The sequence below is a fragment of the Xanthomonas sp. NCPPB 4037 genome (assembly GCF_041475695.2).
GTDB lineage: Bacteria > Pseudomonadota > Gammaproteobacteria > Xanthomonadales > Xanthomonadaceae > Xanthomonas > Xanthomonas campestris.
In genome coordinates this window covers 1152184-1176369 of record NZ_CM191261.1, presented here as the reverse complement: position 1 = coordinate 1176369, position 24186 = coordinate 1152184, and the positions used below count along the sequence as shown (strand labels likewise).

Annotated in this window: 35 protein-coding genes; 3 read left to right on the top strand and 32 right to left on the bottom strand. The window is 62.6% G+C overall.

Translation table 11 applies throughout. The annotated features are described in order from the left end of the window. Nucleotides 1-8: 8 nt before the first annotated feature. Nucleotides 9-995, bottom strand: coding sequence for a malate dehydrogenase (locus ACCQ01_RS05275; RefSeq protein WP_011036142.1), 987 nt, complete (start codon nucleotides 993-995; stop codon nucleotides 9-11). A gap of 115 nt (nucleotides 996-1110) precedes the next feature. Continuing rightward, entirely contained in the window at nucleotides 1111-1605 is a 495-nt protein-coding gene (locus ACCQ01_RS05270; RefSeq protein WP_010368631.1) for a peptidylprolyl isomerase, read from the bottom strand. A gap of 244 nt (nucleotides 1606-1849) precedes the next feature. Here ACCQ01_RS05270 and typA point away from each other — a divergent pair, with 244 nt between their 5' ends. From typA to ACCQ01_RS05255, 3 genes are all read left to right on the top strand, one after another. Continuing rightward, a complete protein-coding gene (typA, locus tag ACCQ01_RS05265) occupies nucleotides 1850-3679 on the top strand; it encodes a translational GTPase TypA (protein ID WP_101363627.1) in 1830 nt (609 codons plus the stop codon). 69 nt (nucleotides 3680-3748) lie between these two features. Continuing rightward, nucleotides 3749-4168: a DUF2127 domain-containing protein gene (locus tag ACCQ01_RS05260; protein ID WP_228431634.1), complete on the top strand. Its 420-nt coding sequence runs from the start codon at nucleotides 3749-3751 to the stop codon at nucleotides 4166-4168. 105 nt (nucleotides 4169-4273) lie between these two features. Continuing rightward, entirely contained in the window at nucleotides 4274-5887 is a 1614-nt protein-coding gene (locus ACCQ01_RS05255) for an amidase (RefSeq protein ID WP_372358890.1), read from the top strand. Between the two features lie 180 nt (nucleotides 5888-6067). Here ACCQ01_RS05255 and ACCQ01_RS05250 read toward each other — a convergent pair whose 3' ends face one another. The 30 genes from ACCQ01_RS05250 to rpsJ form a co-directional block, all read right to left on the bottom strand. Continuing rightward, on the bottom strand, nucleotides 6068-7195 hold the full coding sequence (locus ACCQ01_RS05250) for a mechanosensitive ion channel family protein (protein WP_042596265.1): 1128 nt from the start codon (nucleotides 7193-7195) through the stop codon (nucleotides 6068-6070). Nucleotides 7196-7279: 84 nt separating this feature from the next. After that, nucleotides 7280-8671 (bottom strand): class II 3-deoxy-7-phosphoheptulonate synthase, encoded by a 1392-nt coding sequence (locus ACCQ01_RS05245; RefSeq protein WP_040942381.1) that lies wholly within the window; start codon nucleotides 8669-8671, stop codon nucleotides 7280-7282. A gap of 44 nt (nucleotides 8672-8715) precedes the next feature. Beyond that, nucleotides 8716-9234 carry a disulfide bond formation protein B gene (locus tag ACCQ01_RS05240; protein ID WP_014506823.1) on the bottom strand — a complete coding sequence of 173 codons (519 nt, stop codon included), beginning with the start codon at nucleotides 9232-9234 and terminating at the stop codon, nucleotides 8716-8718. 603 nt (nucleotides 9235-9837) lie between these two features. Further along, nucleotides 9838-10221 carry a 50S ribosomal protein L17 gene (gene rplQ / locus ACCQ01_RS05235; protein ID WP_011036134.1) on the bottom strand — a complete coding sequence of 128 codons (384 nt, stop codon included), beginning with the start codon at nucleotides 10219-10221 and terminating at the stop codon, nucleotides 9838-9840. A gap of 175 nt (nucleotides 10222-10396) precedes the next feature. Continuing rightward, nucleotides 10397-11395 carry a DNA-directed RNA polymerase subunit alpha gene (locus ACCQ01_RS05230; protein ID WP_002811635.1) on the bottom strand — a complete coding sequence of 333 codons (999 nt, stop codon included), beginning with the start codon at nucleotides 11393-11395 and terminating at the stop codon, nucleotides 10397-10399. Nucleotides 11396-11448: 53 nt separating this feature from the next. Beyond that, nucleotides 11449-12075, bottom strand: a complete 627-nt coding sequence (gene rpsD, locus ACCQ01_RS05225; protein WP_002811641.1) for a 30S ribosomal protein S4 — start codon at nucleotides 12073-12075, stop codon at nucleotides 11449-11451. 15 nt (nucleotides 12076-12090) lie between these two features. Further along, on the bottom strand, nucleotides 12091-12483 hold the full coding sequence (gene rpsK / locus ACCQ01_RS05220) for a 30S ribosomal protein S11 (protein WP_003486671.1): 393 nt from the start codon (nucleotides 12481-12483) through the stop codon (nucleotides 12091-12093). Nucleotides 12484-12493: 10 nt separating this feature from the next. Next, nucleotides 12494-12850 carry a 30S ribosomal protein S13 gene (gene rpsM / locus ACCQ01_RS05215; protein WP_003486672.1) on the bottom strand — a complete coding sequence of 119 codons (357 nt, stop codon included), beginning with the start codon at nucleotides 12848-12850 and terminating at the stop codon, nucleotides 12494-12496. Between the two features lie 332 nt (nucleotides 12851-13182). After that, nucleotides 13183-14550, bottom strand: coding sequence for a preprotein translocase subunit SecY (gene secY, locus ACCQ01_RS05210; RefSeq protein ID WP_014506822.1), 1368 nt, complete (start codon nucleotides 14548-14550; stop codon nucleotides 13183-13185). Nucleotides 14551-14557: 7 nt separating this feature from the next. Continuing rightward, nucleotides 14558-15001 carry a 50S ribosomal protein L15 gene (gene rplO, locus ACCQ01_RS05205; protein WP_003486676.1) on the bottom strand — a complete coding sequence of 148 codons (444 nt, stop codon included), beginning with the start codon at nucleotides 14999-15001 and terminating at the stop codon, nucleotides 14558-14560. Between the two features lie 4 nt (nucleotides 15002-15005). After that, nucleotides 15006-15197: a 50S ribosomal protein L30 gene (gene rpmD / locus ACCQ01_RS05200; RefSeq protein ID WP_031339952.1), complete on the bottom strand. Its 192-nt coding sequence runs from the start codon at nucleotides 15195-15197 to the stop codon at nucleotides 15006-15008. After that, nucleotides 15190-15732 carry a 30S ribosomal protein S5 gene (gene rpsE, locus ACCQ01_RS05195; RefSeq protein WP_003486682.1) on the bottom strand — a complete coding sequence of 181 codons (543 nt, stop codon included), beginning with the start codon at nucleotides 15730-15732 and terminating at the stop codon, nucleotides 15190-15192. Before rpsE ends, rpmD begins: the two co-directional genes overlap by 8 nt. Nucleotides 15733-15891: 159 nt before the next feature. After that, on the bottom strand, nucleotides 15892-16251 hold the full coding sequence (gene rplR, locus ACCQ01_RS05190) for a 50S ribosomal protein L18 (RefSeq protein WP_076056378.1): 360 nt from the start codon (nucleotides 16249-16251) through the stop codon (nucleotides 15892-15894). A gap of 82 nt (nucleotides 16252-16333) precedes the next feature. After that, complete coding sequence (gene rplF / locus ACCQ01_RS05185; protein ID WP_011036130.1) at nucleotides 16334-16861, bottom strand: 50S ribosomal protein L6; 528 nt, start codon at nucleotides 16859-16861, stop codon at nucleotides 16334-16336. 15 nt (nucleotides 16862-16876) lie between these two features. Continuing rightward, nucleotides 16877-17275 (bottom strand): 30S ribosomal protein S8, encoded by a 399-nt coding sequence (rpsH, locus tag ACCQ01_RS05180; protein WP_010371096.1) that lies wholly within the window; start codon nucleotides 17273-17275, stop codon nucleotides 16877-16879. A 205-nt stretch (nucleotides 17276-17480) separates the two neighbouring features. After that, a complete protein-coding gene (rpsN, locus tag ACCQ01_RS05175) occupies nucleotides 17481-17786 on the bottom strand; it encodes a 30S ribosomal protein S14 (RefSeq protein ID WP_228431619.1) in 306 nt (101 codons plus the stop codon). A gap of 18 nt (nucleotides 17787-17804) precedes the next feature. Continuing rightward, nucleotides 17805-18347: a 50S ribosomal protein L5 gene (rplE, locus tag ACCQ01_RS05170; RefSeq protein ID WP_010371090.1), complete on the bottom strand. Its 543-nt coding sequence runs from the start codon at nucleotides 18345-18347 to the stop codon at nucleotides 17805-17807. 11 nt (nucleotides 18348-18358) lie between these two features. Beyond that, entirely contained in the window at nucleotides 18359-18676 is a 318-nt protein-coding gene (gene rplX / locus ACCQ01_RS05165) for a 50S ribosomal protein L24 (protein ID WP_008571669.1), read from the bottom strand. A gap of 15 nt (nucleotides 18677-18691) precedes the next feature. Continuing rightward, nucleotides 18692-19060: a 50S ribosomal protein L14 gene (rplN, locus tag ACCQ01_RS05160; RefSeq protein WP_003486699.1), complete on the bottom strand. Its 369-nt coding sequence runs from the start codon at nucleotides 19058-19060 to the stop codon at nucleotides 18692-18694. A 14-nt stretch (nucleotides 19061-19074) separates the two neighbouring features. Then, nucleotides 19075-19344: a 30S ribosomal protein S17 gene (gene rpsQ, locus ACCQ01_RS05155; RefSeq protein ID WP_011036129.1), complete on the bottom strand. Its 270-nt coding sequence runs from the start codon at nucleotides 19342-19344 to the stop codon at nucleotides 19075-19077. A gap of 11 nt (nucleotides 19345-19355) precedes the next feature. Beyond that, on the bottom strand, nucleotides 19356-19541 hold the full coding sequence (rpmC, locus tag ACCQ01_RS05150) for a 50S ribosomal protein L29 (RefSeq protein WP_011036128.1): 186 nt from the start codon (nucleotides 19539-19541) through the stop codon (nucleotides 19356-19358). Further along, nucleotides 19541-19954, bottom strand: coding sequence for a 50S ribosomal protein L16 (gene rplP, locus ACCQ01_RS05145; RefSeq protein ID WP_011036127.1), 414 nt, complete (start codon nucleotides 19952-19954; stop codon nucleotides 19541-19543). Before rplP ends, rpmC begins: the two co-directional genes overlap by 1 nt. A gap of 5 nt (nucleotides 19955-19959) precedes the next feature. Then, nucleotides 19960-20694: a 30S ribosomal protein S3 gene (gene rpsC / locus ACCQ01_RS05140; protein ID WP_011036126.1), complete on the bottom strand. Its 735-nt coding sequence runs from the start codon at nucleotides 20692-20694 to the stop codon at nucleotides 19960-19962. A 17-nt stretch (nucleotides 20695-20711) separates the two neighbouring features. Next, complete coding sequence (gene rplV, locus ACCQ01_RS05135; RefSeq protein WP_003486710.1) at nucleotides 20712-21047, bottom strand: 50S ribosomal protein L22; 336 nt, start codon at nucleotides 21045-21047, stop codon at nucleotides 20712-20714. Nucleotides 21048-21059: 12 nt separating this feature from the next. Continuing rightward, the gene (gene rpsS, locus ACCQ01_RS05130) at nucleotides 21060-21329 is read right to left on the bottom strand and encodes a 30S ribosomal protein S19 (RefSeq protein WP_005993369.1); all 270 of its coding nucleotides are present in this window, start codon (nucleotides 21327-21329) and stop codon (nucleotides 21060-21062) included. Nucleotides 21330-21335: 6 nt separating this feature from the next. Further along, a complete protein-coding gene (gene rplB, locus ACCQ01_RS05125) occupies nucleotides 21336-22163 on the bottom strand; it encodes a 50S ribosomal protein L2 (RefSeq protein ID WP_003486715.1) in 828 nt (275 codons plus the stop codon). Between the two features lie 10 nt (nucleotides 22164-22173). Next, a complete protein-coding gene (gene rplW, locus ACCQ01_RS05120; protein WP_002811694.1) occupies nucleotides 22174-22473 on the bottom strand; it encodes a 50S ribosomal protein L23 in 300 nt (99 codons plus the stop codon). Then, nucleotides 22470-23075, bottom strand: coding sequence for a 50S ribosomal protein L4 (gene rplD, locus ACCQ01_RS05115; RefSeq protein ID WP_011036124.1), 606 nt, complete (start codon nucleotides 23073-23075; stop codon nucleotides 22470-22472). Before rplD ends, rplW begins: the two co-directional genes overlap by 4 nt. Nucleotides 23076-23087: 12 nt before the next feature. Beyond that, the gene (gene rplC, locus ACCQ01_RS05110; protein WP_011036123.1) at nucleotides 23088-23738 is read right to left on the bottom strand and encodes a 50S ribosomal protein L3; all 651 of its coding nucleotides are present in this window, start codon (nucleotides 23736-23738) and stop codon (nucleotides 23088-23090) included. 11 nt (nucleotides 23739-23749) lie between these two features. Beyond that, a complete protein-coding gene (rpsJ, locus tag ACCQ01_RS05105; RefSeq protein WP_011036122.1) occupies nucleotides 23750-24061 on the bottom strand; it encodes a 30S ribosomal protein S10 in 312 nt (103 codons plus the stop codon). Between the last annotated feature and the right edge of the window lie 125 nt (nucleotides 24062-24186).

The window sequence follows — 24186 nt, the reverse complement described above, 5'->3', positions numbered from 1 at the left end:
GCAATCACTCAGCCCAGCAGATGCGACACGCCGCTGCGCTCTTCTTCCAGCTCGGCCAGGGTCTTGTCGATGTACTTCTGGCTGAAATCGTCGATCGGCAGATCCTTGACCAGGGTGTACTGGCCGTTCTCGGTGGTCACCGGGAAGCCGAAGATCACGCCTTCCGGGATGCCGTAGGAGCCGTCGGACGGCACGCCCATGGTGACCCACTTGCCGTTGCTGCCCAGCACCCAGTCACGCACGTGATCGATGGCGGCATTGGCAGCCGATGCCGCCGACGACAGGCCGCGCGCTTCGATGATCGCCGCGCCGCGCTTGCCCACGGTCGGGATGAAGGTGCCGGCGTTCCATTCCTGGTCGTTGATCGCATCGCCGATGGACGCGCCATCGGAGGTGGCGAAACGGTAATCCGGGTACATGGTCGGGCTGTGGTTGCCCCATACCACCAGCTTCTCGATGCCGCCGACCGGCTTGCCGAGCTTGAGCGAGAGCTGGCTCAGCGCACGGTTGTGGTCCAGGCGCAGCATGGCGGTAAAGTTCTTCGGGTTCAGATCCGGCGCCGACTTCATCGCGATGTAGGCATTGGTGTTGGCCGGGTTACCGACCACCAGCACCTTGACGTCACGCTTGGCGACCTTGTTCAGGGCAGCGCCCTGTGCGGTGAAGATCTTGGCGTTCTCCAGCAGCAGGTCCTTGCGCTCCATGCCCGGGCCGCGCGGACGCGCACCGACCAGCAGGGCGACGTCGATGTCCTTGAACGCCACTTCGGCGTCGTCGGTGCCGACCATACCGGCCAGCAGCGGGAACGCGCAGTCTTCCAGCTCCATCATCACGCCCTTGAGCGCGGCCTGGGCCTTTTCGTTGGACAATTCCAGCAACTGCAGGATCACCGGCTGGTCCTTGCCCAGCATTTCGCCGGAGGCAATACGGAACAGCAGGGCATAGCCGATCTGGCCGGCAGCGCCGGTCACAGCAACACGAACGGGTGCTTTCATGGGGTGTTTCCTCTGCTAAAAAGCGTTGGTGGGGTTGCGCGCTGGCGTGGCACGGGGCCTGGCGGCGCTTTGACAAGCGAACGGCCGCACGTGGCGGCCGTTCGGCGGGGTGAGATCAGGCGGCGAGGATCTTGTTCCACTCCGCAACGCGGTCGGCCTTGGCGGCCAGCACGGCGTCGGTGTCGCCTTCGATGGTGAGCGTGTTGATGGTGTCGCCCTGGGCAACGCTATCCACCACGTCCAGGCCCTGGGTGACCTTGCCGAACACGGTGTGCTTGCCGTCCAGCCACGGGGTGGCGGTGTGGGTGATGAAGAACTGGCTGCCATTGGTGTTGGGGCCGGCATTGGCCATGGACAGCACGCCGCGCTCGTGGCCGACGCCATTGTTGGCCTCGTCTTCGAAACGATAGCCTGGGCCGCCGCGGCCGGAACCTTCCGGGCAACCGCCCTGGATCATGAAGTCGGCGATGACGCGGTGGAAGCTCAGGCCGTTGTAGAAGCCGCGCTTGGCCAGATTGACGAAGTTGGCCACGGTCAGCGGTGCCTTCTCCGGATACAGCTCAACAACGATCGGGCCGCGGGACGTGTCGAAAGTGGCGATCAGGGACATGGAAATCCTTGCAGGTTCTGGGGTGATCAACAGCCCATTAGGATACACCCGGGCGCGTGGACGACCGCGCGGTTACGACCATGGTCCAAGGCCGTCGCCGGGCCGGGATTTGAGCCGCCATCACGCTGCCTGAATGGGCGATCTGAATCGACTTGCGCCAATCCGCAACGGCACGGCAACGAAACCGCTATAATATCGGGCTTACCTCATCTCAAGACTGGCGCCAGACAGGGGCCCTTTCCGCATGTCTATCGAAAAACTCCGCAACATCGCCATCGTCGCGCACGTCGACCATGGCAAGACCACTCTCGTCGACTGCCTGCTGAAGCAGTCCGGCACCCTGTCCGAACGCACCGTGTTGGCTGAGCGCGTGATGGACAGCAACGATCAGGAAAAGGAACGTGGCATCACGATCCTGGCCAAGAACACGGCCATCACCTGGAACGGCAACCGCATCAACATCGTCGACACCCCCGGACACGCCGACTTCGGTGGCGAAGTCGAGCGCGTGCTGTCGATGGTGGACTCGGTGCTGATCCTGGTCGACGCGATGGACGGCCCGATGCCGCAGACGCGCTTCGTGACCCAGAAGGCCTTTGCGATGGGCTTCAAGCCGATCGTGGTCGTCAACAAGATCGACCGTCCCGGCGCACGCCCGGACTGGGTGATCGACCAGGTGTTCGACCTGTTCGACAAGCTCGGCGCAACCGACGAACAGCTGGACTTCCCGATCGTCTACACCTCCGCGTTGAACGGCTACGCCAGCCTGGATTCGGACGTGCGCGACGGCGACATGACCCCGCTGTACGAAGCGATCATGCAGCACGTGTCGGCCCCGGACGTTGACCCGGACGGCCCGTTCCAGATGCGCATCAGCCAGCTGGACTACAACAACTTCGTCGGCGTGATCGGCATCGGCCGCATCCAGCGCGGCGTGCTGAAGAAGAACATGCCGGTCAGCGTGATCGACCGCGAAGGCAAGAAGCGTCAGGGCAAGGTGCTGCAGGTGCTGGGCTTCCTGGGCCTGGAGCGCATCGAGCAGGACACCGCCGAGGCCGGCGACATCGTGGCCATCTCCGGCGTGGCCGAGCTGACCATTTCCGACACCGTGTGCGCGCTCGATCATCCCGAAGCGCTGCCGGCGCTGACCGTGGACGAGCCGACCATCTCGATGACCTTCCAGGTCAACAACTCGCCGTTCGCCGGCAACAAGGACCTGTCCGGCGGCAAGTTCCTGACCAGCCGCCAGCTGCGCGACCGCCTGGACCGCGAGAAGGTGCACAACGTGGCACTGAAGGTCGAGGAAGGCTCCGACGCCGACAAGTTCCTGGTCTCCGGCCGTGGCGAACTGCACCTGTCGGTGCTGATCGAGAACATGCGTCGTGAAGGCTACGAGCTGGCCGTGTCGCGTCCGGAAGTGATCATCAAGGAAATCGACGGCAAGTTGATGGAGCCGATCGAACAGCTGGTGGTGGATATCGAAGAACAGCACCAGGGCGGCGTGATGGAAAAGCTGGGTACCCGCAAGGGCCAGCTGAAGAACATGGAGCCGGACGGCAAGGGCCGTGTGCGTCTGGATTACATGATCCCGGCGCGTGGCCTGATCGGCTTCCAGAACGAATTCCGCACCCTGACCCAGGGCTCGGGCCTGCTGTTCCACGTGTTCGACCATTACGGTCCGAAGGAACAGGGCGCGATCGCCAAGCGCCAGAACGGCGTGATGATTGCCAATGCACCGGGCGCCACGCCGGCCTATGCACTGGGGCCGCTGGAAGAGCGTGGCCGCCTGTTCGCCGCCGAAGGCGACAACGTGTACGAAGGTCAGCTGGTCGGTATCCACTCCAAGGACAACGACCTGACCGTCAACGCGATCAAGACCAAGCCGCTGACCAACATGCGCGCTTCGGGCAAGGACGATGCGATCAAGCTGACCCCGGCGATCAAGTACACGCTGGAACAGGCACTGGACTTCATCGAGGACGACGAGCTGGTGGAAGTCACCCCGAAGGAAATCCGCCTGCGCAAGAAGTTCCTGACCGAAAGCGACCGTAAGCGCGCTGGTCGTTCGGGCTAAGTTGTCAGGCCGACACGCGTGAGCACCAAACCCTATAGCCCGGATCCGCGCGCGCATCCGGGGCTGCATGTGATCGCCTTGCTTGAGGCGGTCAAGGGAACGCTTGCGCTGTTGGCGGCGACGGGCCTGGAACTTCTGGGCCCGCTCCCGCTGCAAAATGCGGTCATCACCCTGATCCGCCGCTTCAATCTGGACCCGGACCACGGCGCACTGCCGTCGTTGCTCAAGACCATCAGCCCCGATGCCGTGCATCTGGCCGCTGTCGCCATGCTGGCCTACGGCCTGCTGCATGTGGTGGAAGCCTGGGGATTGTGGCGTGCCAAGGCCTGGGCCTCGGTACTGGGCTGCCTGTCGGCGGCCATCTATCTGCCTTTCGATATCTACGCCATCGTCCGCCATCCTGGCTGGACCGCCTGGGCCGTGCTGGCGATCAACCTGATCGTGGTCGGCGTGCTGGCGCGCGACCTGGTGCGGCGCCGACGTCGCTGACGCCACCGCTCACTGCCCTACCCGTTCGACACATTGTCACCCCGCCGCAGCGCCGCTAGCCTGCGAAGCTGATCCCTGGGGAAACCGACGATGCGCACACCCATCCTGTCCCTGCTTTCCCTGGCCGCGTTGAGCGGCTGCGCCGTTGCTGCCGACAAGCCCGTTGTCGCCGACGCGGCCGTTCCGTCTGCGCCTGTCGAGGTGGTCGAAGCCGATATTGCGACCCTGCAGGCGCGCATGCAGGCCGGCCGGTCCAGCAGCGCCCAACTCACGCACGCCTACCTGCAGCGCATCGCCCGCATCGACCGCAGCGGACCAAGCCTAAATGCAGTGATCGAACTGAACCCGCAGGCCGAAGCCGACGCGGCCGCGCTGGATGCCGAACGTCGTGCCGGCCAGGTGCGCGGCCCGCTGCACGGCATCCCGCTCCTGCTCAAGGACAACATCGACGCGCTGCCCATGGTCAACAGCGCCGGCTCGTTGGCGCTGGCCAGCTTCCGTCCCACACAGGATGCGTTCCTGGTGCAGCGCCTGCGCGCGGCGGGCGCGGTGATCCTGGGCAAGACCAACCTCAGCGAATGGGCCAATTTTCGCTCTACCCAATCCAGTTCGGGCTGGAGCGGCCGCGGAGGGCTGACTCGTAACCCCTACGCGCTGGACCGCAACCCGTGCGGCTCCAGCGCCGGCACCGGCGCGGCGATTGCCGCCAGCCTGGCGACGGTAGGCATCGGCACCGAGACCGATGGCAGCATCACCTGCCCGGCTGCAGTCAATGGCCTGGTCGGGCTCAAGCCCACCGTGGGTCTGGTCAGCCGTGACGGCATCATTCCCATCTCGGCCAGCCAGGACACCGCCGGGCCGATGACGCGCAGCGTTGCCGATGCGGCCGCGGTACTGCAGGCAATTGCCGCACCCGATCCGCAAGACCCGGCCACGCGCACTGCGCCGTCGTCCACACCGAACTATCTCGCCCACCTCAACCCCGATGGCCTGCGCGGCGCGCGCCTGGGCCTGTTACGCAACCCGCTGCGCGAGGATCCCGCGATCGCCGCCGCGTTGGATCGCGCCGTACAGACGCTGCGCGCGGCAGGTGCCACGGTGATCGAAACCCGCTTGGCCACCGATGGACAGTGGGATGCCGCTGAGCAGACGGTCCTGTTGGTTGAATTCAAGGCTGGCTTGAATGCCTATCTGCGCAGCCACGCCGCGCCGGTCAAAGACCTGGACGCGCTGGTTGCCTTCAATCGCGCCAATGCGCAGCGCGAAATGCCCTACTTCGGCCAGGAGTTGTTCGAGCAGGCCCAGGCTGCGCCGGGCCTGGAGGACCCGGCTTATCTGAGCGCGCGTGCCAGCGCCAGACGGCTCGCCGGCGAACAAGGCATCGACGCCGCACTGAAGGCCGACCGCCTGGACGCGCTGATCGTCCCGACCACCGGCCCTACCTGGGTCACCACGCTCGGCAAGGGCGACACGTTTCCCGGTGCCGGTTACGGCGCCGCGGCCGTGGCCGGATATCCCAGCCTGAGCGTGCCGATGGGGCAAACCCAGGGCTTGCCGCTCGGACTGCTGTTCATGGGGACCGCCTGGAGCGAGCCGCGCCTGATCGAACTGGGCTATGCCTACGAACAACGCAGCCATGCGCGGTTTGCGCCCGGCTACGCGCCAAGCGCACCGCCGGCGGCGACACCGGGCCCATCGCAACCGAAGACGGCCGACTGACCGCACCGCAAGGCAGCGTGGGAGCGATGCAGGCATCGACGTCATGCGACAGCATCGCCAGGATGTCGCGCTACTTCCCGCCCGGACAGCTGCGCACTGGCACCCGTGTCGGTGCGCAGCATCGCGAACCGATTGGCCGCCAGCGCATACCGCCGCGGCCAAGCGCCTTCGCAGCCAGCGCTAAATCGATGCTGCGGGCTCGCCGTCTTCCGCTCCCGGCGAGCGCACGCTTTCCGGCGCGATCGGCTGCGGCGCACGGGACGCGGGCTTTTCTTCGCCGGTAATTTCGGCACGGATCCTGGGCAACGCGTAGGCGTGCTCGCGGGTCAGGAAATCGATCATGCGCTCGCGCACCAGGCAGCGCAGGTCGAACGCGTCGCCGGAATTACGCGCACTCACCAGCAGGCGCACCTGGATGGTGTTGTCGCTGGTATCGGTGATCTGGGTGACGCAGACACGCCCGTCCCATAGCGGTTCGCTGTGGCAGATACGCTCCAGCTCTGCGCGCACCGCGGCGATCGGCGTGCGGTAATCCAGCCACAGGAACGCGGTACCCAGCAGGTCGGCGCTGGCACGGGTCCAGTTCTGGAACGGGTTCTCGATGAACCAGGTCAGCGGCACCACCATGCGCCGCTCATCCCAGATGCGCACCACCACATAAGAGCTGCCGATCTCCTCGATCCGCCCCCATTCGCCTTCCACAATCACTACATCGTCCAGGCGGATCGGCTGCGTCAGCGCGATCTGCAAACCGGCGATCAGGTTGCCGAACACCGGCTTGGCCGCGATACCGGCCACCAGGCCAATGATGCCCGCCGAGGCCAGCAGCGTCTTGCCAATCTGGCGCACCTGCTCAAAGCCAAGCAGCACCACCGAGATACCGAGCAGGATCACCGCCCCCATCACCACCCGGCTCAGCACGCGCGTCTGCGTCTGGATGCGTCGGGCAGTGAGGTTGTCGGCCACCTCGATCGGGTTGCTGCGCAGGATCGCCGCCTCGCCGGCAGCCACCGCGCGCACCAGCAGCCAGGTCACACAGCCGACGATGCCCACGTGCAACAGGTGCTGCACGGCGGCCAGCGCCTTTTCCGACAACGGCGTGGCTTCGGTCGCAACGCTGAGAAACAGCAGCGGCAGGATGAAGGCCGCCGGCAAGGTGATCACGCGGATGATGCGTGCGCGGCGATAGTCGCGGCCCTGCATGCGGCGGAACAGCCACAGCAGCAATGACCAGGCCACCAGCCCCGCCAGCAGTGCAGCACCTAGCGGGATGGCGTATTCGCGAATGACGTTCCAATCGGCAGTCAAACCGTTCCTCCTGTGGGGGGAAAGAGGGATGGCTGCAGGAGCATGCCGCAAGCGGCATGAGCATCACGTCATGCGCACGCGCGTTTAGCCGCCCAGCGGCTGCGCGGCCACCTGTTGCTGCTTGCGTACGATCGCCATGGCGATCTCCAGCGACTGCTCGTAATTCAGGCGCGGATCCACGCTGGACCGGTACGCACGTTCGAGGTCGCGTTCGGTCAGCTCACGCGCGCCACCGGTGCACTCGGTGACATCTTCGCCGGTCAATTCCAGATGCACCCCGCCCAAGCGCGTACCTGCGGCGGCATGCAGGTCGAACGACAGTTCCACCTCGCTACGGATGTTGTCGAACCGCCGCGTCTTGTAGCCGTTGCCGGTGCTTTCGGTATTGCCATGCATCGCATCGCACACCCACAGCACGCGCCGGCCGTCGCGCTTGACCGCATCCAGCAGCGGCGGCAATTTCTCGGCAATCTGTGCGGCGCCCATGCGGTGAATGAAGCTCAGGCGGCCAGGCTCGTCTTCGGGATTGAGCACATCCATCAAACGCAGCAACTGATCCGGCTGGACCGACGGCCCCACCTTGATCGCAATCGGATTGCGCACGCCGCGCAGATATTCCACATGCGCGCCGTCCAGCGCTGCTGTACGCATGCCGATCCACGGGTAATGCGTACTGAGGTTGAACCAACCCCATTGGCGCGGCACCTGCCGGGTCAGACCTTCTTCGTAGGGCAGCAGCAAAGCCTCGTGCGAGGTGTAGAAGTCGATGCGATTGAGGTTGTAGACCTCCGCTCCCGACAACGTCTCCATGAAGCGCACTGCATCGCCGATCGAGGACACCATCTTCTGGTAGTCGGCCGCCAGCGGCGAATAACCCACCCACTGCAGATTCCAGTATTCGGGATGATGTAGGTCAGCGAAGCCGCCATCGATCAGCGCCCGCACGAAATTCATCGTCATCGCCGAGCGCGAATGCGCGGTGATCATGCGCCGCGGATCGGGCACGCGCGCGGCTTCGGTGAAGGCCGGCGCGTTGATCACATCACCGCGGTAGCTCGGCAGCGTTACGCCATCGCGCGTCTCGGTATCGGCCGAACGCGGCTTGGCGTACTGGCCTGCAAACCGGCCCACCCGCACCACCGGCAGACGCAAGCCATGCACCAGCACCAGGCTCATTTGCAGCAGCACCTTCAGGCGATTGGAGATGGTGCCCGATTCGCAATCGCTGAAGTTCTCCGCGCAGTCGCCGCCCTGCAGCAGGAAGCGCTTGCCCTCCTGCGCTTCGGCCAGCTGGCGCTTGAGCGCGAAGATTTCCCACGACGTCACCAACGGCGGCAATTGGCGCAGCTCATCGAGCGTGTGCTCAAGCGCCGCCGCGTCCGGATAAGTCGGCATCTGCAGCGCCGTGCGCTGGCGCCAGCTTTGCGGCGACCAGGCGTCCGGCTGGTGGTCGGTCGAGGGGGAAGAAGCGGACATCGTGTACTCCAGAAGATCGCAGACGCCGGCCGCAGCCGGACCCATCAGAACAACTTGCGCGGGCCGCGGTGCTTGAAGCCCGCATACAAGGCCCACAGGGCCAGGCCGACAAACCAGACCATGCTCCACATCGGCATGCTCAGCCCCAGAAAGCGCCAGTCGATATTGCCGCAGTCACCGGTGCCGGTCAGCACCGTGCGGAACACTTCGAACGGGCCCATCGTTTCGCTCAGAAAACTCAGCGGCGGTCCACACGAGGACATCATGTCCTTGGGACGGATCTGCACCCACACATGCCGCGCCGCAATGCCCATGCCCACGCCGGCAGCAATGAAGGCCAGCACGCCATACGCCTTGCGCCCACCGGCCCCACGTGGGCCATGTAAGGCGCCCAGCAGGAACAGCAGGGCCAGTGCGGCGAACGCGATGCGCTGGAAAATGCACAGCGGGCACGGTTCCAGGCCCAGATGCAGCTGCACGTAGATCGCATAGGCCAGCAAGCCGGCACAGGCCAGAAAGCCCAACAGGAATTGCGCCCGAAAACCCCAACGGAATGGATTCATCGTTACCGCTTGCCAAGGACCAAGATGCGGATTATCTGCCATCCCCGGCCCGCTGACCACGCATGCTCGGGGCCGCTGCGTCAATCCGCGCCGATGCTGCGCGTAACTGACACCTGCTTCGCTTGATTGCCTGCAACCGCGCGCCGCCTTCGACCAGAGCAACCTGGCACCGGATCCGCTGGTGGCGACGCGCGGCAGCATCGCTAATGACGGGGGCGTGAGCCGTCTGATACAGGCGCTGGGGCACTACCAGAACACAGCTCTACAGCTGAAGTGAATGAGGTTATCGGCCATCGCCGCTTACGTCCTTTCGGATCCGCACCCGGGGCAAGCAGATGGCGTGCGCCGGTGGTGTGGACAGCAGCGCCGGGTGCGCGTGAACAGGCCAGGACGGCATCGCTACTGCGATGGCATCAGCGCGCTCTTCAATGGCCGCAGTCCATGGTGGACGTTACGGATGTCCAGATGCCGCACCTTCCGCGCACCGGCCGACACTGTCATCCCAGCGCCTGCAAGCCAGCACACACCCCAACGCTGGTCCACAACGAAAAAGCCCGGCATGGGCCGGGCTCCTTCAAGAATCTTTGCGACGAGACGATCCGATTACTCGGACACTTCCTCGGCGACGACCGGACGGTCGACCAGTTCCACATACGCCATCGGCGCATTGTCACCGGCACGGAAGCCAGCCTTCAGGATGCGCAGGTAGCCGCCGGGACGGGTCGCGTAACGCGGGCCCAGCTCGACGAACAGCTTGCCCACGGCTTCCTTGTCGCGCAGGCGGGCGAACGCCAGACGACGGTTTGCAACGCCATCGACCTTGCCGATGGTGATCAGCGGCTCGGCAACGCGACGCAGTTCCTTGGCCTTCGGCAAGGTGGTCTTGATCAGCTCGTGCTTGAACAGCGAGGCTGCCATGTTGCGGAACATGGCCTCGCGGTGCGCGCTGGTGCGGTTGAACTTACGACCGGATTTCTGGTGACGCATGAGTGTGATTTCCTATGGAATGTTGAGACTACTGAGAAACGTTGTCGCCATCCTGGCGCTGTTGAATGGACTGCGGTTGGTCCGAACCGGTTGTCCTTGACCGGGTGTCACCGCGGGCTTTGGCCCGTCGATGTGAAAAAGCATGGGCGCCCGAAGACGCCCATGCGGTGTTGCATTAACCAAGCATGCCGTGCTGAGCGACACCGGCCGGCGGCCAGTTCTCCAGCTTCATACCCAGTGCAAGGCCGCGCTGTGCCAGCACTTCCTTGATTTCGGTCAGCGACTTCTTGCCCAGATTCGGGGTCTTGAGCAGCTCGACTTCGGTTTTCTGGATCAGATCGCCGATGTAATAGATGCTCTCAGCCTTCAGGCAGTTGGCCGAACGCACGGTCAGCTCGAGGTCGTCGATCGGGCGCAGCAGCACCGGATCCACGCCGCTGGCAGCCGGCTTGGCCGCACCGCGATCGCGGTGGGTGAAATCGCCGAACACCGACAGCTGATCGCTAAGGATGTCGGCGGCGGTGCGCACGGCTTCCTCGGCATCGATCGTGCCATTGGTTTCGATATCGATGACCAGCTTGTCGAGGTCGGTACGCTGTTCAACGCGTGCAGCTTCCACGGCATAGGCAACGCGACGCACGGGCGAGAACGACGCATCCAGCATCAGACGACCGATGGTGCGGGTCTCTTCGTCCGGACGACGACGCGCGGCAGCCGGCTGATAGCCGAAACCACGCTCGATCTTCAGGCGCATGTTCAGCGCCGTGTCCTTGGTCAGGTGGCAGATCACGTGGTCGCCGTTGATGATCTCAACGTTGTGATCGGTCCTGATGTCGGCCGCAGTGACCGTACCCGGACCCTGCTTGGACAACGACAGCGTGGCGCTATCGCCACTGTGCATCCGGATTGCCACATCCTTCAGGTTGAGCAGGACGTCAAGCACGTCTTCCTGCAGCCCTTCGACCGTGGTGTACTCATGCAGCACGCCGTCGATCTCGACCTCGGTGATCGCAAAACCGGGGATCGACGACAACAGCACACGACGCAGGGCATTGCCCAGCGTGTGCCCGTAACCGCGCTCCAACGGCTCGATTACGACCTTTGCGCGGTTGTCGGTAAGACGTTCGATCTGCGGACCGCGGGGGCGCAGAACCTGGTTGGCGGTAACCGTCATGTTGCGGGGTCTCCTGCGAACCTCCGGCGGTGCCGGAAGCTCTCCAATGTGAATTACTTCGAATACAACTCGACGATCAGCGCTTCGTTGATATCCGAAGGCAGGTCGGCGCGATCCGGAACGGCCTTGAACACGCCGCTGAACTTCTTCGAATCGACTTCGACCCACGACGGTGTCATGTCGTGCTGCTCAGCCACGGTCAGGGCTTCCTGCACGCGGAGCTGCTTCTGTGCCTTTTCCGACAGCGTGATCGCATCGCCAGCCTTGATCTGGTACGAGGCCAGATTCACCGACTTGCCATTGACCAGCACGCCACGGTGCGACACCAGCTGGCGCGCGGCCGGACGGGTGACGGCAAAGCCCATGCGGTAGCAGACGTTGTCCAGACGGGTTTCCAGCAACTGCAGCAGGTTCTCGCCGGTGTTGCCCTTCTTGGTCGAGGCCTTCTTGTAGTAGTTGCGGAACTGACGCTCCAGCAAACCGTAGATGCGCTTTACCTTCTGCTTTTCACGCAGCTGGGTAGCGTAGTCGGAGAGCTTGCCCTTGCGAGCCGCGCCGTGCTGGCCGGGCTTCTGCTCAAGCTTGCACTTGGAGTCCAGCGCACGCGCCGGGCTCTTGAGGGAAAGGTCGGCGCCTTCACGGCGCGCGAGCTTACAGGTAGGACCGATATAACGAGCCATTTCTTATCGCTCCCTTTAGACGCGACGCTTCTTCGGCGGACGGCACCCGTTGTGCGGGATTGGCGTCACGTCGATGATGTTGGTGATCTTGTAGCCCACGTTGTTCAACGAACGCACGGCCGACTCACGGCCCGGACCCGGACCCTTGATACGCACTTCCAGCGACTTCACGCCGTAGTCGAGCGCAGCGCGGCCAGCCTTTTCGGCGGCAACCTGAGCAGCGAACGGGGTCGACTTGCGCGAACCACGGAAACCGGCGCCGCCGGACGTAGCCCACGACAGCGCATTACCCTGGCGATCGGTGATGGTGACGATGGTGTTGTTGAACGAAGCGTGGACGTGAGCGACGCCGTCGGTGATGACGCGCTTGATCTTCTTCTTCGTTTTCTTTTCTGCTGGCTTTGCCATGATCTATCCCTTACTTCCTGATCGCCTTGCGCGGACCCTTACGGGTGCGGGCGTTGGTACGGGTACGCTGGCCACGCAGCGGGAGACCACGGCGATGACGCAGACCGCGATAGCAGCCCAGATCCATCAGTCGCTTGATCGCGATACCGATTTCGCGGCGCAGGTCGCCTTCGACGACATACTTGCCGACTTCGGCGCGCAGGCGCTCGATTTCGGGTTCGGACAGATCACGAATCTTCGTGGTCGAGGTGACGCCTGCGGATTCGCAGAGCTTCTTAGAACGGGTACGGCCGATGCCGTAGATGCTTTGCAACCCGACCCAGACGTGCTTCTGGGCTGGCAGGTTGACGCCTGCAATACGCGCCATGACGCGATTCTCCAACTGAGTGATGGCCCGACAGCGCCCAGGCGCCATCCGGCAGGATGGATCAAAAGTGAACTCGGAATTGTAGCAAGGCCTCGGATTGCTTTGAAGCCCGTGGAACCAAAAGTTCCATGGACCCGGCGTGGGGAGTGTGCCCTCGCTCCGGCGCCGGACGGTGTTGATCCAGAAAACTGCTCCGAATCGCCTGTGCTACTCCCGCACAGGACCACCCCGTCACACCCGCGCGCGAGACGTCGCGCGAGCCGCCCTTCTGATCGGAAGATCGTGGCCCGGGAACCAGGCCGTCTTCACGTAATGAAGAACTAGTGTACCACTTAACCGCGCGCCAGACCGCCGCGCGAGCCGCCCTTGAGGTTGGCCTTCTTCAGCAGGCTCTCATACTGGTGCGACATCAGATGCGCCTGGATCTGCGCAATGAAGTCCATCACCACCACCACCGCAATCAACAACGAGGTGCCACCGAAGTGGAATGATGTGCCGAGTTGGGTGCGCATGATTTCCGGCAGCAGGCAGACGATCACCAGGTATAGCGAACCGGCGGCAGTCAGACGGGTGAGCACGCCGTCGACATAGTCGGCAGTGGCCTTGCCCGGCCGGATACCCGGAATCAACGCTCCCGACTTCTTGAGGTTGTCGGCGGTTTCCTGCGAGTTGAAGACCAGCGCGGTGTAGAAGAACGCGAAACCAATAATCAGCGCCGCAAACACCAGCATGTGCACCGGCTCACCAGGGCCCAGGGCGTTGGCAATGCGCTGCAACCACGAACCCACGCCACTGCCGGAGGCAGCCTGACCCGACCACATCGACAACGTGGCGGGGAACGCCAGGATGCTGGATGCAAAGATCGGCGGAATCACGCCGGCCATGTTGAGCTTGAGCGGCAGGAACGAGGTCTGATTCATGTACGCGTTACGGCCACCCTGGCGACGCGCATAGTTCACCGTAATGCGCCGCTGCCCACGCTCGACGAACACCACGAACAGCGTAAATGCCAGGATCGTAATGACGATCAACAGCAGCGAAATGAAGCTCAGGTTGCCTTCGCGGAACGCTTCGACGGTCTGGATCGCCGCCGACGGCAGCCCTGCCACGATGCCGGCAAAGATGATCAGCGACACACCGTTACCGATGCCGCGCTCGGTGACCTGCTCGCCAACCCACATCAGAAAGATAGTGCCAGCGGTCAGTGCAATCACTGCGGTGAGCACAAAGCCCATACCCGGGGCGTACACCACCGGAGCGCCACCAGGAGCGGTCTGGTTCTGCAGCGCGAGCGCAATACTGCCGCCCTGCACCACTGCCAGAAGCACCGCACCGATGCGCGAATATTGGGTGATCTTGCGTCGGCCGGACTCGCCTTCCTTCTGCATCGCCTTCAGGGCGGGAAAGATGTGCGTGGCCAACTGGATCACGATCGATGCCGAAATGTACGGCATCACGTTCAGCGCAAAAATGCTGAAACGGTGCAGGGCGCCGCCCGAGAACATGTTGAACATGTCCACGATGCCGCCGCCCTGCGCCTGCATCAACGAAAGCATGGCATCGGGATTCACGCCAGGCACCGGCACGTAGCAGCCGATGCGATAGACGATCAATGCCCCGAGGACGAACAACAGCCGCTGGCGAAGTTCCGTGAACTTGCCAAGCCCGCCACCGAGGTTACCAATGCCAGCCTGCGCCATCTGCCGATTACTCCTCTACGCTGCCGCCGGCAGCTTCGATTGCTGCCTTGGCGCCTGCGGTTGCCGCAACGCCCTTCAGCACGAACTTCTTGCTCAGCTCGCCCTTCAGCACGATCTTCGCCTTCTTGGCACGGCTCGGGACCAGATTGGCCGCGCGCAGTGCTGCGAAGTCGACATCACCGGCATCCAGCTTGTCCAACTGGTACGACAACACTTCAGCAGTGTCGCGCGCCATCTTGGAGCGGAAGCCGATCTTCGGCAGACGACGCTGCATCGGGGTCTGGCCGCCTTCGAAACCGGCCTTGATCTTGCCGCCGCCCTTACGAGCGAACGAACCCTTGTGACCGCGACCAGCGGTCTTGCCCAGGCCCGAACCGATGCCGCGGCCGACGCGGGTGCGTTCGGTACGGGCGCCGTCGGCGGGCTTGAGGTCATTGAGACGCAAAGTCATGGGATTACTCCTCAACCTGGACGAGGTAGTGAACCGTATTGATCAGGCCGCGAACCTGCGGGCTGTCCTTCAGTTCACGCACATCGTTGAGCTTATTCAGGCCCAGGGCACGCACCGACAGGCGGTGACGCGACTGGGTTCCACGCAGGCCACGCACCAGGCGCACCTTCACGGTCTTATTGGTGTCCTTAGCCATGGTTGAGCTCCTCCACCTTCTTGCCGCGCTTGGCCGCAACACGCGCCGGCGACTGCACTTCCGACAAACCCTTCAGGGTTGCACGGACCAGGTTGATCGGATTACGCGAACCAACCGCCTTGGCCAGCACGTTCTTGACGCCGACCGCTTCCAGCACAGCGCGCATGGCGCCGCCTGCGATGACGCCCGTACCTTCCGACGCCGGCTGCATGTAGACGCGGGCTGCGCCGTGACCGGACTTGACGGCATGCCACAAGGTGCCGTTGTTCAGATCAACCGTAGCCAGGTTCTTGCGCGCCTGCTCCATCGACTTCTGGATAGCGACCGGCACTTCGCGCGCCTTGCCATAACCGAAACCGACCTTGCCCAAACCATCGCCGACCACGGTCAGCGCGGTGAAGGTGAACTGGCGACCGCCCTTGACGGTCTTGCTGACGCGATTGACCGCGACCAGCTTCTCGATCATGCCGTCGTCGACTTTCTCTTCGCGGTTACGGTCGCGATCACGACCCCGCGGTGCACGTTCTTCTGCCATCTTGATTCCTTGAGTGATTAAGTATGTACGGCTCGAGGCCGCTTATGGTTGTGGAATACAGCGGTGTTCCCGGCGCCATTGCAGAAGAATGGGACGGCCCGGCAGACCCTGCCGGCGGTGGACGTGGAGACGACGCAAGGTCGCCTCCACAGCAGTACTTTAGAACTGCAGGCCGCCTTCGCGGGCTGCATCGGCAAGCGCCTTGATGCGGCCGTGGTAGCGGTAGCCCGAGCGGTCGAATGCGACCTTCTCGATGCCGGCAGCCTTGGCGCGCTCGGCGATCAGCTTGCCAACCTTGACGGCGGCTTCGCTGTTCTTGCCGTTCTTCAAGCCGTCCTTGACGTCGGCCTGCAGGGTGTTCGCGGCTGCGATCACCTTGGAACCGTCGGCAGTGAAGACCTGCGCATACAGGTGCTGACCGGTGCGCAGCACCGACAGACGGGCGACGCCCAGTTCGCGGATGTGCGCGCGGGTGGACTTGGCGCGACGCAGACGGGCAATGTTCTTGTTGATGCTCATGGTTTAATCCTATGAAAGCTGAAGGAAACAGGCTTCGGCACGAACCCGACCACGCGTGGCCGGACTCGCAGAACGACCTGCATTAAGCCTTCTTGGCTTCCTTGCGAATGATGACTTCACCGGCGTACTTCACACCCTTGCCCTTATAGGGCTCCGGCGGACGGAAACCGCGGATCTTGGCGGCGACTTCGCCGACGCGCTGCTTGTCGGCGCCCTGGACCAGAATTTCGGTCTGGGTCGGGGTCGACAGCGTGATGCCTTCCGGCGCCACGAACACCAGCGGGTGCGAGAAGCCGAGCGCCAGGCTCAGATCCTTGCCCTGCATGGCGGCACGATAACCGACGCCCACCAGCTCGAGCTTGCGCTCGAAACCTTCGGAAACGCCCTTGATCATGTTGGCGAGAATCGCGCGCACGGTGCCGGTGATGGCGATCTGCGACGGATCATTGGCCGACAGGGTTGCAACGTCGCCATCGATGGCGATTTCAACGCCGACCGGCTTCTGCAGGGTCAGGGTGCCCTTCGGGCCCTTGACGCTGATCAGCTCGGGCTGGACGTTGAGCTCAACACCCTTCGGAAGGGACACAGGCTTCTTGGCTACACGGGACATGTTCGATTCCTTCCCTTAGGCCACGAAGCACAGGACTTCACCACCAACGCCGGCTTCGCGAGCCTGCGCATCGGTCATGATGCCCTTCGACGTGGAGATGATGGCGATACCCAGGCCACCCAGGACCTTGGGCAGTTCGGTCTTGCCACGGTACTGGCGCAGACCCGAGCGCGAGAAACGCTTCAGGGTCTCGATGACCGGACGGCCTTCGAAATACTTCAGCACGATTTCCAGCTCCGACTTGTTGTTCTCGGTCGCTGTCACGCGCAGGTCGGTGATGTAACCCTCGTCCTTCAGGACTTGGGCGATCGCAACCTTGATCTTGGATGACGGCAATTTCACCGTCTGCTTACCAACCGCGGCCGCATTCTTGATGCGAACCAGCAGGTCGGCGATGGGATCAGTCATGCTCATATGAGTACCTTTGAGTGCACCGATATCCGCTTTCGCGAAAATCTTGTGTTTTCCTGGGGATGGGCCAGGACCCTTGAACGCTTCACCCCACCCTCACGGGCAAGACAGAAGCGGAAGTATACGACAAAAGAGCCCGACTTGCGCCGGACTCCGTTGTTGAACAGAACAAACCTGTTCCAACCGGCCGCGAGCGGCCGAATTGCGATTACCAGCTGGCCTTGCGCAGACCCGGAACGTCACCGTTCATGGTTGCCTTGCGCAGCATGTTGCGACCCAGACCGAACTTGCGGTAGACACCGCGCGGACGACCGGACAACTCGCAACGGTTGCGGTGGCGGCTCGGCGACGAATCGCGCGGCAGCTTCTGCAACTTGGTCGACGCATCGATCTTCTCTTCGTAGGACGCATCCTGACTGGAGAGGATCTTCTTCAGCGCATCACGCTTGCTGGCGAACTTCTTTGCCAGCTTTGCCCGCTTGATGTCGCGGTGGATCATGGAGGTCTTTGCCATTTCGGATGTCCTCGACGGTCAGTTACGGAACGGGAACTTGAACGCTGCCAGCAGCGCCTTCGCTTCCGCATCCGTCTTGGCGGTGGTGGTGATGGCGATATCCATACCGCGAATCGCGTCGACGGCGTCGAAGTCGATTTCCGGGAAGATGATCTGTTCCTTCACACCCATGTTGAAATTGCCACGACCGTCAAAGGAGCGTCCCGACACACCACGGAAGTCGCGCACGCGCGGCAACGAGATGTTGATCAGACGGTCCAAAAACTCGTACATCTTGGCGCGACGCAACGTGGTCTTGCAGCCGATCGGCCAACCGTCGCGGATCTTGAACGATGCGACCGAAACGCGCGACTTGGTGACAACCGGCTTTTGACCGGAAATCTTGGACATGTCGGCGACCGCATTTTCCAGGATCTTCTTGTTGGTTGCCGCTTCACCCACGCCCATGTTGAGCGTGACCTTGACCAGCTTCGGCACTTCCATCGGATTGGTGTAGCCGAATTCCTTCATCAGGGCCGGCACCACGTTTTCCTTGTAAAACTTTTCGAGACGAGTGTTCATGATCTCATTCCTCAGGCGTCGAGCGCCTCACCGCTGGAGCGGAACACACGCAATTTGCGTCCATCCTCCAGCACCTTGAAGCCAACGCGCTCGCCCTTGCCCGTTGCCGGGTTGACGATATTGACGTTGGAGATATGGATCGACGCTTCACGCTCGACCACGCCGCCGGCGACACCCGCCTGCGGGTTCGGCTTGGTATGGCGCTTGATGACGTTGGCGTTGGAGACGATCACGCGATCGCCCTCCACACGCACCACTTCACCCTGCTTACCCTTGTCCTTGCCGGTGTTGATGACGACCTGGTCGCCCTTCTTGATACGGTTAGCCATGTGTATGTCCTCCGCTCACAGCACTTCGGGAGCGAGCGAGACGATCTTCATGAACTTCTCGGAACGCAGCTCGCGCGTCACCGGCCCGAAGATGCGGGTCCCGATCGGCTCCTGCTTGTTGTTCAACAGCACAGCGGCATTGCCGTCGAAGCGGATCAGCGAACCGTCGGGACGGCGCACACCCTTGCGGGTACGCACCACGACGGCGTCGTAGACTTCGCCCTTCTTGACCTTGCCACGCGGGATGGCGTCCTTGACGGTCACCTTGATGATGTCACCGATGTGTGCGTAGCGGCGCTTAGAGCCACCCAGCACCTTGATGCACATCACTTCCTTGGCACCCGAATTGTCGGCCACATCGAGGTAGCTCTGCATCTGGATCATGATTCAGATCTCCCTTAGACGGCCGCACGGGTGACGATTTCGACCACCCGCCAGTTCTTGGTCTTGGACATTGGCGCAATTTCAGTCACGCGCACGACATCACCTTCGTTGCAGGCATTGTCGGCGTCGTGTGCGTGCAGCTTGGACGAGCGCTTGATGTACTTACCGTACAACGGGTGCTTGACCTGGCGCTCCACCAACACGGTGACCGTCTTGTCCATCTTGTTGCTGACGACACGGCCTTCGACCGTGCGCAGCGTTTGCTTTTCGTTGTTGTCGCTCATCGCGGCCATCCTTACTGGGTGCTGCCGAGCAGGTGCTTGACGCGAGCAATCTCGCGGCGCACCCGGCGGGTTTCGTGGGTCTTCGGCAGCTGGCCGGTGACCTGCTGCATACGGAGCGAGAATTGCTCCTTACGCAGATCGGTCAGGTGGGCCTTCAGTTCGTCAGCCGACTTCTCGCGGAGTTGTTTGATATCCATCAGCGCACCGTCCGGGTCACGAAAGTGGTGGTCACCGAAAGCTTCGCGGCGGCAAGGCGGAACGCCTCACGTGCGATGTCTTCGGGAATACCCTCGATTTCATAGATCATGCGGCCCGGCTGAATCTGCGCGACCCAGTACTCCACGTTGCCCTTACCGGAGCCCATGCGGACTTCGATCGGCTTCTTGGTGATCGGCTTGTCGGGGAACACACGGATCCACATCTTGCCGCCCTTTTTGACGTGACGACTGATCGTACGGCGGGCGGCTTCGATCTGACGCGCGGTCAGCTGACCGTGCGCAGTGGCCTTGAGGCCGTATTCGCCGAAGCTGACGGCGTTTCCGCTCCATGCCAGGCCGTCATTGCGGCCCTTGTGCATCTTGCGATATTTGGTTCGCTTGGGTTGCAACATTGCCGTTACCTCGCTTCACGAGCCGGGCGCGAAGGACGGTCACCACGGTCGCCGCGATCGTTACGATCGTTGCGCGGGCTGTCGTCCTGCTTCTCCTGGCCAACCTGGGAGAAGTCAAAGACCTCGCCCTTATAGATCCAGACCTTGATGCCGATGATGCCGTACGTCGTGGACGCCTCGGCAAAACCGTAATCGATGTCGGCACGTAGCGTGTGCAGCGGCACGCGGCCTTCGCGGTACCACTCCGAACGGGCAATTTCTGCACCGTTGAGGCGGCCAGCCACATTGACCTTGATGCCCAGAGCACCCAGGCGCATCGCATTACCGACCGAGCGCTTCATTGCACGGCGGAACATGATGCGACGCTCCAGCTGCTGCGCGATCGACTCGGCGACCAGCTGCGCGTCCAGCTCCGGCTTGCGCACTTCGGTGACGTTGATGTGGGCAGGAACGCCCATCATCTCGCTCACTTCCTTACGCAGCTTTTCGATGTCCTCACCACGCTTGCCGATCACCACGCCCGGACGGGCAGTGTGGATCGTCACGCGGGCGGTTTTGGCAGGGCGCTCGATCAAGATCTTGCTGATGCCTGCCTGCGCGAGCTTCTTGCGCAGCATTTCACGCACTTTCAGGTCGGCTGCCAGATAAGCGGCGAAGTCGGCCTTGCTTGCGTACCACTTGGAATTCCAGTCCTTGGCGATGCCGAGGCGGATTCCAGTCGGATGAACTTTATGACCCATGGTCTTTTCCTTTCCGCTTACTTGGCGGCGCCCACAACCACAGTGATGTGGCTGGTGCGCTTGAGGATGCGGGTACCGCGGCCTTTCGCCCGCGCCATGAAACGCTTCAGGGAGGGACCTTCATCAACCATGATGGTCTTGACCTTCAGCTCGTCGACATCCGCGCCCTGATTGTTTTCGGCATTGGCAATTGCCGACTCCACGACCTTTTTGATCAGGTGTGCAGCCTTTTTGTCCGAAAACTTCAGCAGATTGACCGCACGTTCGGCGGACAGTCCACGCACCTGGTCAGCGACCAGGCGGGCCTTCTGCGGGGAGATGCGCGCGGTGCGCAGGATTGCTTTCGCTTCCATCGTCATCTCTCCTTACCTGCTCGACTTCTTGTCGCCACCGTGACCCTTGAAGGTCCGGGTGACGGCAAATTCGCCGAGCTTGTGGCCGACCATATTCTCGTTGACGAGCACCGGAATGTGGTTCTTACCGTTATGCACGGCGATGGTGATGCCTACCATTTCCGGCAGGATCATCGAACGGCGCGACCAGGTCTTGATCGGCTTCTTGCTACCCGCAGCGGACTCCACCTTCTTTGCAAGGTGGTGATCGACGAACGGGCCCTTCTTAAGTGAACGTGCCATGGTCGATTAGCCCCTACGATCGCGGACGATGAATTGCTGGGTGCGCTTGTTCTTGCGCGTCTTGTAACCCTTGGTCGGAACACCCCACGGGGTGACCGGATGCGGATTACCCTGGCCAGCCTTGGCCTCACCACCACCGTGCGGGTGATCGACCGGGTTCATGGCCGCACCGCGAACGGTCGGGCGAACACCGCGCCAACGCTTGGCGCCGGCCTTGCCCAGCTTCTCGAGGTTGTGCTCGTCGTTACCGACTTCGCCGATGGTGGCGCGGCACTCGACCGGCACCTTGCGCATTTCGCCCGAGCGCAGACGCAGCGTGGCGTAGATGCCTTCGCGAGCGACGAGCTGGACGGCTGCACCGGCTGCACGTGCGATCTGAGCGCCCTTACCCGGCTTCAGCTCGATACCGTGGACCGTCGTACCGACCGGGATGTTGCGCAGCGGCAGCGTGTTACCGGTCTTGATCGGTGCGTTAGCACCAGCGATGACCTGGTCACCCGCCTTCAGACCCTTGGGGGCGATGATGTAGCGGCGCTCGCCGTCGACGTAGCACAGCAGGGCGATATGAGCGGTACGGTTCGGATCGTATTCAATCCGCTCCACACGCGCCGGAATGCCTTCCTTGTTGCGCTTGAAGTCGATGATGCGGTAATGCTGCTTGTGGCCACCACCGACGTGACGCACGGTGATACGGCCATGGTGGTTACGACCACCGGACTTGCTCTGCGAGTCGAGCAGTGCCGCATGCGGCGCGCCCTTGTGCAGATCGGGAGTAACCACGCGCACGGCGGAACGACGGCCGGGAGAGGTGGGTTTGAACTTCATCAATGGCATGGGTTGGACCTCAGGCCTTGGCCGTTACGTCGATGGACTGACCATCAACCAGGCGGACGTATGCCTTGCGCCAATTGCCACGGCTGCCAGCACGGTTACGGAAGGACTTGCTCTTACCCTTCACATTGACCACGTTGACCGCTTTGACCTTGACGTCGAACAGTTGCTCAACCGCGGCCTTTACATCGGCTTTGGTGGCTTCGTTCGAAACTTCGAAGACATACTGGTTGGAGATTTCCTGCAGGCGCGCGGTCTTTTCGGAGACTCGCGGAGCACGCAGCACGCTGAAGATTTTTTCGTTGCTGCTCATGCCAGCCACTCCTCGACCTTCTTGACCGCGTCAGCGGTGATCACGACCGTGTCGGCCCCGACCAGAGCGACCGGATCCAGACCCTGCACATCACGCACCTGCACATACGGCAGATTGCGGGCGGACAGATACAGGTGCTCGGAGGCTTCTTCGGTGACGATCAGCGGGCGCTTGCCCACATCCATCCCCTTCAGCTTCTCGATCAGACCCTTGGTCTTGGTTGCTTCGATGTCGAACGAGTCGACGATCATCAGACGACCCTGACGGTTCAGCTCGGAGAAGATCGCGCAGATGGCCGCACGGTACATCTTGCGGTTGACCTTCTGCTCGAAGCTGCGCGGCTTGGCCGCAAAGGTCACGCCGCCGCCGACGAAGATCGGAGCCGTCAGCGCGCCATGACGCGCACCGCCGCCCTTCTGCTTCTTCGACTTCTTGGTCGTGCCCGCAACTTCCGAACGCGTCTTCTGTGCCTTGGTGCCGGCGCGGCCGGCATTGCGATAAGCGACGACAACCTGGTGAACCAGATCCTCGCTGAATTCGCGACCGAACACGGCATCGGAGACCGAGACCTTGTTGTTGCTACCCGTGATAACGAGTTCCATCGTCATCTCTCCTTATGCCTTGCTCGCCGGACGGACGATCACGTCACCACCAGCTGCGCCAGGCACGGCGCCGCGGATAGCAATCAGACCACGTTCGACGTCGACCTTGACCACTTCCAGGTTCTGCGTGCTTTGCTGCACGGCGCCCATGTGGCCCGACATCTTCTTACCCGGAAAAACGCGACCCGGGGTCTGGCGCTGACCCAACGAACCCGGCGCGCGATGCGACAGCGAGTTACCGTGAGTTGCATCGCCCATACGGAAGTTGTAGCGCTTGATGGTGCCCTGGAAACCCTTACCCTTGGTGACGCCCTGGACGTCGACCTTCTGGCCGACCTCAAAGATGTCCGCCTTGATTTCGCCGCCGACGGCGAAATCGCCGAGCTGCGCATCTTCAACGCGGAATTCCCACAGGCCGCGACCCGCTTCCACCTTCGCCTTGGCGAAGTGACCAGCAGCCGGCTTGTTAACCAGCGCGGCGCGACGGGCACCAACGGTAATCTGCACGGCGCTGTAGCCGTCAACTTCGACGGTCTTGATCTGCGCGATGCGGTTCGGAGTTGCTTCGATCAGCGTGACCGGTACCGAGCGGCCGTCTTCAGTGAAGACGCGGCTCATACCAGCCTTGCGGCCCACGAAGCCCAACGAATATTTCTTCGTCATGGTCGTAGTCCTCAGGTCAGCTTGATCTGGACGTCGACGCCAGCCGCGAGTTCGAGCTTCATCAGCGCGTCCACGGTCTTGTCGTTCGGGTCGACGATATCGAGCACACGCTTGTGCGTGCGGGTTTCGTATTGGTCACGCGCATCCTTGTCGGCATGCGGGGATACGAGGATGGTGTAACGTTCGATCTTGGTCGGCAACGGGATCGGGCCACGCACTTGCGCGCCGGTCCGCTTGGCCGTTTCGACGATCTCGCTGGCCGAACGGTCGATCAAACGATGATCGAACGCCTTCAGCCGAATCCGGATCTTTTGGTCCGCCATGACGGTGGGTTCCTTCGTTAAAAGAGCGACGGGCAAGGCCTCTGGGATACCTGCCCCGATATTCCTGCGTAGATGAAATCGCCGTGCATCCTGCCGACGAGGGCACTTCCTCCGCCCAAAAACTG

What these genes read in the sequence shown, in the direction of transcription:
- ACCQ01_RS05275 (WP_011036142.1), bottom strand. Translation starts at nt 995, where the DNA reads ATGAAAGCACCCGTTCGTGTTGCTGTGACCGGCGCTGCCGGCCAGATC.
- ACCQ01_RS05270 (WP_010368631.1), bottom strand. Translation starts at nt 1,605, where the DNA reads ATGTCCCTGATCGCCACTTTCGACACGTCCCGCGGCCCGATCGTTGTT.
- typA (WP_101363627.1), top strand. Translation starts at nt 1,850, where the DNA reads ATGTCTATCGAAAAACTCCGCAACATCGCCATCGTCGCGCACGTCGAC.
- ACCQ01_RS05245 (WP_040942381.1), bottom strand. Translation starts at nt 8,671, where the DNA reads ATGTCCGCTTCTTCCCCCTCGACCGACCACCAGCCGGACGCCTGGTCG.
- ACCQ01_RS05240 (WP_014506823.1), bottom strand. Translation starts at nt 9,234, where the DNA reads ATGAATCCATTCCGTTGGGGTTTTCGGGCGCAATTCCTGTTGGGCTTT.
- rplQ (WP_011036134.1), bottom strand. Translation starts at nt 10,221, where the DNA reads ATGCGTCACCAGAAATCCGGTCGTAAGTTCAACCGCACCAGCGCGCAC.
- ACCQ01_RS05230 (WP_002811635.1), bottom strand. Translation starts at nt 11,395, where the DNA reads ATGACGGTTACCGCCAACCAGGTTCTGCGCCCCCGCGGTCCGCAGATC.
- rpsD (WP_002811641.1), bottom strand. Translation starts at nt 12,075, where the DNA reads ATGGCTCGTTATATCGGTCCTACCTGTAAGCTCGCGCGCCGTGAAGGC.
- rpsK (WP_003486671.1), bottom strand. Translation starts at nt 12,483, where the DNA reads ATGGCAAAGCCAGCAGAAAAGAAAACGAAGAAGAAGATCAAGCGCGTC.
- rpsM (WP_003486672.1), bottom strand. Translation starts at nt 12,850, where the DNA reads ATGGCGCGTATTGCAGGCGTCAACCTGCCAGCCCAGAAGCACGTCTGG.
- secY (WP_014506822.1), bottom strand. Translation starts at nt 14,550, where the DNA reads ATGGCGCAGGCTGGCATTGGTAACCTCGGTGGCGGGCTTGGCAAGTTC.
- rplO (WP_003486676.1), bottom strand. Translation starts at nt 15,001, where the DNA reads ATGACTTTGCGTCTCAATGACCTCAAGCCCGCCGACGGCGCCCGTACC.
- rpmD (WP_031339952.1), bottom strand. Translation starts at nt 15,197, where the DNA reads ATGGCTAAGGACACCAATAAGACCGTGAAGGTGCGCCTGGTGCGTGGC.
- rpsE (WP_003486682.1), bottom strand. Translation starts at nt 15,732, where the DNA reads ATGGCAGAAGAACGTGCACCGCGGGGTCGTGATCGCGACCGTAACCGC.
- rplR (WP_076056378.1), bottom strand. Translation starts at nt 16,251, where the DNA reads ATGAGCATCAACAAGAACATTGCCCGTCTGCGTCGCGCCAAGTCCACC.
- rplF (WP_011036130.1), bottom strand. Translation starts at nt 16,861, where the DNA reads ATGTCCCGTGTAGCCAAGAAGCCTGTGTCCCTTCCGAAGGGTGTTGAG.
- rpsH (WP_010371096.1), bottom strand. Translation starts at nt 17,275, where the DNA reads ATGAGCATGACTGATCCCATCGCCGACCTGCTGGTTCGCATCAAGAAT.
- rpsN (WP_228431619.1), bottom strand. Translation starts at nt 17,786, where the DNA reads ATGGCAAAGACCTCCATGATCCACCGCGACATCAAGCGGGCAAAGCTG.
- rplE (WP_010371090.1), bottom strand. Translation starts at nt 18,347, where the DNA reads ATGAACACTCGTCTCGAAAAGTTTTACAAGGAAAACGTGGTGCCGGCC.
- rplX (WP_008571669.1), bottom strand. Translation starts at nt 18,676, where the DNA reads ATGGCTAACCGTATCAAGAAGGGCGACCAGGTCGTCATCAACACCGGC.
- rplN (WP_003486699.1), bottom strand. Translation starts at nt 19,060, where the DNA reads ATGATCCAGATGCAGAGCTACCTCGATGTGGCCGACAATTCGGGTGCC.
- rpsQ (WP_011036129.1), bottom strand. Translation starts at nt 19,344, where the DNA reads ATGAGCGACAACAACGAAAAGCAAACGCTGCGCACGGTCGAAGGCCGT.
- rpmC (WP_011036128.1), bottom strand. Translation starts at nt 19,541, where the DNA reads ATGGATATCAAACAACTCCGCGAGAAGTCGGCTGACGAACTGAAGGCC.
- rplP (WP_011036127.1), bottom strand. Translation starts at nt 19,954, where the DNA reads ATGTTGCAACCCAAGCGAACCAAATATCGCAAGATGCACAAGGGCCGC.
- rpsC (WP_011036126.1), bottom strand. Translation starts at nt 20,694, where the DNA reads ATGGGTCATAAAGTTCATCCGACTGGAATCCGCCTCGGCATCGCCAAG.
- rplV (WP_003486710.1), bottom strand. Translation starts at nt 21,047, where the DNA reads ATGGAAGCGAAAGCAATCCTGCGCACCGCGCGCATCTCCCCGCAGAAG.
- rpsS (WP_005993369.1), bottom strand. Translation starts at nt 21,329, where the DNA reads ATGGCACGTTCACTTAAGAAGGGCCCGTTCGTCGATCACCACCTTGCA.
- rplB (WP_003486715.1), bottom strand. Translation starts at nt 22,163, where the DNA reads ATGCCATTGATGAAGTTCAAACCCACCTCTCCCGGCCGTCGTTCCGCC.
- rplW (WP_002811694.1), bottom strand. Translation starts at nt 22,473, where the DNA reads ATGAGCAGCAACGAAAAAATCTTCAGCGTGCTGCGTGCTCCGCGAGTC.
- rplD (WP_011036124.1), bottom strand. Translation starts at nt 23,075, where the DNA reads ATGGAACTCGTTATCACGGGTAGCAACAACAAGGTCTCGGTCTCCGAT.
- rplC (WP_011036123.1), bottom strand. Translation starts at nt 23,738, where the DNA reads ATGACGAAGAAATATTCGTTGGGCTTCGTGGGCCGCAAGGCTGGTATG.
- rpsJ (WP_011036122.1), bottom strand. Translation starts at nt 24,061, where the DNA reads ATGGCGGACCAAAAGATCCGGATTCGGCTGAAGGCGTTCGATCATCGT.